Origin of the sequence: Nocardioides sp. IC4_145, assembly GCF_011250565.1 — a bacterium.
Lineage (GTDB): Bacteria > Actinomycetota > Actinomycetes > Propionibacteriales > Nocardioidaceae > Nocardioides.
On the sequence record NZ_JAANMS010000080.1, the window covers coordinates 1 to 6,039 of the forward strand.

The window sequence follows — 6,039 nt, forward strand, 5'->3', positions numbered from 1 at the left end:
CCAGGCCCAGGAACGCGCGGTCCCCGTCTCCGGCGAGCGTCCGCAGCTGAGGGTCGCCCGCTGAAGGCCCTCGTCGGCCTGGCCGCCGCTGCCATCGCCGCGTTCACCGCCGGCGGCATCACCGCAGCCCTCCCCGGCACCCCGACAGGCGCCGACCCATCGGAGGGCACGGCCACCCAAGTGCGGGTGCTGGTTCATCACCGATGACCACCGCTGGGCGATGGCACGCCGCTTTCTCACCGATGACCAGGTGCCCGTTCGTGACCGGGTAGCCGTCTTGCTCCTGCTGCTCTACGGCCAAACCACTGCTCGCATCACCCGACTGACCCGCGCCGACATCGGTCACCACGACGGTCACGTCTGGCTCCAGCTCGGTACCGACGCCGTCCAACTTCCACCACCACTGGACGACCTGATCCAGCGACTGCCCGAGCATGCGCCGGCCGGGATGCCCGGCCACCTTGCCGACACCGATTAGTGATCAGTGGCTCTTCCCAGGACGCCGGCCCGGACATCCCATGGACCCCACCGGGCTCGCGAAACGCCTACGCGACCTCGACATCCCACTACGCGCCGCACGCAACACCGCACTCCTGCAACTCGGTGCTGAGCTCCCCAGCATCGTGCTCGCCGATCTGCTCGGCATCCATATCAGCACCGCTGAAGCCTGGAGCGCTGCTGCCGGCGCCCGATGGACCACCTACGCAGGAAGCAAAAGATGAGCCCGCCCCATAGCCACCGGACATGGGCCCCGGCTCTTCTGCGCTGTCCCGGTTAGCCCGCGATCGCTGGATCGGGGGTCCAGATGTGTCGAGTAATCCCGCGATCTTGCTCAAGGGATCGTTCGCCGAGCTCGATGGTGAGCAGTTCGTCGCCCTCGTAGGCAGGGCTGAGTTCAAGTGCGAGGTAGTCGAAAAGCTCGCGTTCGTGGACCGCGATGATTACTTGACGCTCGTGCTGTCTGGCCAGCACGCGGATAAGTCCGGCGAACTGAGCGACATGCACCTCGTCCATCGCCTGGACCGGATCATCGAAGACGAGACAGGGGATCACGGGATCCACGGCGAGGTGAAGAGCGAGAAAGAGCGATAGGGCAGCGGTGTTGAGGTTGCCCGCGCTGAGCATCATCTGCGGAGAACCCCCTTCCCGCCCCTCGCGGTGAACCGTGCGAAGCGTCAGTTCCAAGCCGCTTTTTGACGACGTCGGGATGCCAAACGACGGGATGAACCCCTCATTCGGGGCGAGGCGGGAGAAGAGGCTCATCCAGACGCGGTTGAGCGATTGAGTGAAGACCCGCTGGACGACGTTGGTTCTGACCTCGGTGGCCGCATCGAAGACAGCGCGGGCTACCGCCTGACGCCGGCGCCCCTCCTTGACGCAGGCATCCCATTCGCCCTTGTGCTGTGCCGCGTCGGCCACTCGTGCCACGGCATCGGCTTGGCGCCGGAGAGCTTGCTCCATCCGCTCTGCAGCCGAAGTCCCGTCGCGCTGCGTGGCCGCCCGCTTGCCGATCTCTTCGAGACGGGATCTCACGGCGCCGGACAGGATCTCCCAGATCGCTCGGATCGTGTCTCCGGCGGGTATCGGGCGCCCCAGGATCGCAGCGCATCGTGCGAGTTCGGCTCGGGCGAACTGGTCCTCGCTCGAGGCCGTTTCGAACTCTTCAACACGGCGCCGTGCTTGGGCCTCGGCCGTACGCATGGTGCGCCCGGTCTCGGCTGCCGGACCCAAGAGCTGCCATGCGTCGCGAAGGCGTGCGAGCTCGGCGGCACGCTCCTCCAGCTCTCCTGCCTGCGCGGGTTCGAGGAGAGCGGCCGTGGTCGCTTCCAGCTCGGTTTGGGTCCGCGCGATCGTGGCCCGGAGGGCATCGCGTTCCTGCCGCAGATCGAGAAGACGTTGTCCCTGCTGGCTGAGTTGAGTGATCTTGGCGTCGACATGAGCACCCAGGTGTCCTGACCCGAGTTCGGCATAGTCGCGATCGCAGACGGGGCAGATGTCGCTCGTGATGGCCGTGCGGATGGACGCAAGGCCTTCGACCAGCGCCGTCGCGTGTTCTTGCGCGTCGAGAAGGCGCTCCTGCAGCGAGTCCAGGTGTTGTCGATCAGAGTCAAGGCGTGACTGGATGGCCTGCTGCTCGGTCTGCAACGCCGTTTGGGAGTCAAGGAGGCGCTGCACCTCATTCAGCCCCCGGTGGATGTCCGCTCCATGATCAGTGTCGAGGACGACTCCGGCCGCGCGAGCTGCACGCTGCCAAGCCTCGATGTCAGGCCCGACTTCGCGTTCCCAGAGCTCGAGTTGCTGCGTGGCTTCGTTCAGCTGGTCACGAGCTTGCGTGAGGTCGTGGGTCGAGGGTCGTGCAGCAGCTGCATCGAGGCGTCCTCCGAGGGCGATGAGGTCCCGCTGGAGAGCCAGTAGCTGGGTACGTTCGGTGTCGAGGTCCTGGTCGGCTACCGCACGGCGGATGGCACCGATGAGGCGGTCGTCCGCGTCCTCATCGATAAGGGCGGCGGTCCTCTCGGCGGTTGGACTTTCAGGCGGGTCGAGGCCGAGGGATCGGGCCGCGGCGAGGGCTGCGGCCCGGGCCTGGTCGATCTCGGCTCTGGCGGCCGTGAGGTCGCGGGTGGTCTCGGTGAGCGCCGCTTCGGCATGGTCGGCTCGAGTGGCGGCATCATCGAGGCGATCGGCGAGCTTCTTGAGGGATCGAAGGTCGTTGGCGGCGCTCAAGCCGGTGCGGAGCGCATCGAGCTGTTCGAGGCCGAGGAGTTCGTTGACGAACTGGGCAAGGGCTGATTCCTGCTTGCCCTCTCGGTGCTGGTAGAGCTCAAGGAGGCGACCCAGGGAGGCTTGGTCGAGGTAGCAGCGTTCGCCGTAGAAGTTGGCGGCCTCAGGTGTGAGAGCGGGGTTGCCTTCGATTCTGCTTCCGCCGGCGGTGAGAGGTGCCGCGGGGCCTTCATTGTTGGTGAACGAGGAATCGACCTCGACGCGGACGGTGGCGAAGTCCTGTCCCAGAGTGGGCAGGTGAGCGGTGTAGCGAGGGTCTTGTCGTTGCAAACTTCGGATCTGTCCGGTCAAGCCGAGTTCGAGGGCCGAGAGCACGCTGGTTTTGCCTGCGCCATTGGATCCGTGGATCAGCACGATGGGTGCGTCGAGTGGCAGCGTCCGGGTGCCGGCGAGCCGTCGGAAGTCGGAGATCGTGATGCTGCGGATGGGGACGTCAGTCATCGAGGGCGCCCCCGGGTGAAGTCTCGACGACACCGGCGTTGACGTAGTTGCGGAGGGCCTCCCGAACTTCGTCGGCGCCCCCGGTGGCCGCGCGCACCAGCGTGATGTGCTCGGAGGTGTCCGGCCCGGGTCCCAGAGTTGCCAGGACCTCGTTGACGGGGTCGCTTCCATGCATGATTGCGGCAGCGGGAAGGTCGAGCGGGAGGAGAATGGCGATCGCGCGTTCGACCTCCGCTTGGCTTGGATCGGCGGACTCGACGTGCAGCACACGGGCGTGGCGTTCGAGCTCGTTTCTGTCGATTGCGGAGAGATCACCGACGATCACCAGAGTAACTGGCCGCCTGGACTGCGCCAGATCCAGAGAACGCGCCAGTCCCGCGAGGAGGCGCTGGAGACGAAGCGCTGGCAGCCGGTCGGTGGTGACCAGGACGAGGTCGTGGGAACGCTGTGTGCCGCGCGCGGCCGCTTCGAAGTCGAACTCCATACCGGCGACGGTCAATGGCTTGGGGAGCCGCTGGTAGCCGCCGCGCTCGAGGACGGTCATCACCAGCTCGAGCGGCGTGGTCTGTGGGTCGGTCACTAGAGGCCTCCAGCAAGTTTGAAGGTGGCGTAGAGATCGTCCGCCGAATCAGCCGCTTCGTACAGATCCTCAATACTGACCCGGCCCGCGCCAGTTGAGCCCACGCGCCCGTACCTGGGCCGCGGCGAACGTACGACGGGGGCCGGCTCTCGTTCGGTTAGCACGATGAGCGTGCTGGGGTCGTCCTCGTCGGCGAGGCCATCCATCGAAAGTGCGATCGCAGTGTGGGTGTCCTTGACGAGGAAGACGCGTACCTCGCGTGGTGTTGGGGCGCTCGGCGGCGCGACGAGTCTGAGGACCCCCTCTTCGGCTGCCCCGGTCGTCCCCGGAAGGAGCGTCCAGTCGCCATCGAAATGGCCACGACCGAGTAGCGAGATCGCCACCGCCAGGCGCCCGAACGCTGCGCCCGGAAAGTCGGGGTTCTGCAAGGCATCGCGGATGGGACGGTCGGAGAGCGGCTCGTAGGCAGCACCACTGGCTGGAGCGCGTCCAGTCCGGAAGATGCCAAGCATGAGGATGCTCAGATCGACCAGTTGAGAGAGGAACGCGCGATTGGCGGGCTCCGCGTGCTCGGCCACGTTGTCGCGGAGTTGTCGGAGGTCGAGGCGCAGACGCTCAGTCTCGGTCTCGCTCCAGGACGAGTTGCCTGGCAGGCACGAGAGGACCGCGAGGAGCTTGTCGGTCAGGGTCCAGAACAGGAGCGCCAGCAAGGTCGGCTTCGCGTACGAGCCGAGAACTGCCGAGTCGTTGATCTCGGCCGCGTGAGTCTCGTACTCGGCGGACCCATAGGTCATTCGAAGGAGATGGCGGTGGTGGGCCTGTAGTTGTTCCTCGGACAGCACAACCGCTGGCGGCGTGTGTGGCCATGGCCGCGGGAGGTCCTCGATTGACCGAGCGATCATGGTGTGCATGTTCGCGTCCTGGACCGAGAGGCCCACCACGAGGGAGGGAGAGTCCGTGTAGAGGAGCTCAAGGTGCTTACGCATGACCCCGTTCTCGTTCCGCTCGGTCCAGCCGGAGATCTGCTGCTGCCGAGCGATGAGAAGGGCTCTGTACGTTGCCTCGTCGTCGCGCGCACGGACCGCGCATCCGTGGAACTTGATCAGCTCTGCACGTCGATTGCGCTGCCGGAAGTCGTCTCCGCGGACGATGACACGGATGATCGCGTCTGGTTCATTGGTCAAGGCTGCGAGTGCCTGTTCGATGAGCCCGTCCCAGTTCGCAGTGACGGCAGAGCCGACGACGCCCTCCAAGATCAGCAGTGCGATGCAGAGGTGCTCGACATCCGGTTCGAGCGCAGGGTCGCCGTAGGTGCCAGGGACATCCAAGCCGGACCAGACAAGATAGTCCGCGGGCTGCCCTGACACGGGGATGTCGAGAACCTCGGCATACCTGGAGGTCAATCGCCAAGTGATCCCGCCGCAGTCTGCCCACGATTCAACCGGCACGGCGAGGTCGATCGCGTCGATATCGCCCTGAGACATGCCGGCGAGGACCAGCGCCTCCTTGAGCGCTGCCGAGTAGGGGCATGCAGGGTTGGCGTCGTCGATATTGGTGCGGAGCATCTCAAGTACGCGGACGAGAAGCTCTTGAACGTTGGGCACCACGTCGCGCGAGATGCCCGATCCGAGCCACAGGACGTAGTCCCCAGCCGTGAAGGAGGCGGCGAACTCAGAGAAGCCGTGCTCGAATCCTTCCAGCACCCCAGCGACCGTGCGGACGGGTGAGTGGCTCATCGAGTGATCTCCGCTGGCCTGTACGGTCCCTGGGGGCGACGGCGGTCGCCTACGGCGGAGATATCGTGCACCGGCACATGCTGGCACGGTGTCCAATGAACCGTGGAGCCTCCTCCCGCAATCATGCGCAATACCGCTGCAGGGCGCCACGATGCGAAGCAAGCGCCGAACCGGATTGCCCTTGCGGTGAGCGCGCGTCTCGTCCCGGATCGTGACTGAATTCGAGACCGAGGACTGGACGGAGGACCGCTCCACGACCGACGACTCTGTCGGAACACGCCACACGCACCGCCTCGATTGCGTACCGCCGACTTTTGTGGACGGCACCGACTACGACCGGATTCACGCACTTGGAACAATTCAGTCCGCCGGTAGCCGTGCGCCGCACCGCCGAACGCCCCCGGCTGGCCGTCGCCGCGGCCCGGGTCACCAAGCACGTCAACGACCGCTACACCGCCCAACTCCCCCGCCCCGAGGCCAGCGTCGTCAGCCTCCACCAGG

5 protein-coding genes are annotated in these 6,039 nt (G+C 66.0%); 2 read left to right on the forward strand and 3 right to left on the reverse strand.

The window, feature by feature from the left end; genetic code table 11:
- Nucleotides 1-220 precede the first annotated feature (220 nt).
- Nucleotides 221-478 (forward strand): hypothetical protein, encoded by a 258-nt coding sequence (locus tag G6553_RS20420; RefSeq protein ID WP_166196945.1) that lies wholly within the window; start codon nucleotides 221-223, stop codon nucleotides 476-478.
- A gap of 40 nt (nucleotides 479-518) precedes the next feature.
- The gene (locus G6553_RS20425; protein WP_166196947.1) at nucleotides 519-722 is read left to right on the forward strand and encodes a hypothetical protein; all 204 of its coding nucleotides are present in this window, start codon (nucleotides 519-521) and stop codon (nucleotides 720-722) included.
- Between the two features lie 52 nt (nucleotides 723-774).
- Here the strand turns inward: G6553_RS20425 and G6553_RS20430 are convergent, their stop codons facing one another.
- From G6553_RS20430 to G6553_RS20440, 3 genes are read right to left on the reverse strand one after another with little or no spacing between them, the layout of a single operon-like run.
- Complete coding sequence (locus tag G6553_RS20430) at nucleotides 775-3,222, reverse strand: AAA family ATPase (protein ID WP_166196949.1); 2,448 nt, start codon at nucleotides 3,220-3,222, stop codon at nucleotides 775-777.
- On the reverse strand, nucleotides 3,215-3,802 hold the full coding sequence (locus tag G6553_RS20435; RefSeq protein ID WP_166196951.1) for a hypothetical protein: 588 nt from the start codon (nucleotides 3,800-3,802) through the stop codon (nucleotides 3,215-3,217). Before G6553_RS20435 ends, G6553_RS20430 begins: the two co-directional genes overlap by 8 nt.
- Complete coding sequence (locus tag G6553_RS20440; protein ID WP_166196953.1) at nucleotides 3,802-5,505, reverse strand: SIR2 family protein; 1,704 nt, start codon at nucleotides 5,503-5,505, stop codon at nucleotides 3,802-3,804. Before G6553_RS20440 ends, G6553_RS20435 begins: the two co-directional genes overlap by 1 nt.
- Between the last annotated feature and the right edge of the window lie 534 nt (nucleotides 5,506-6,039).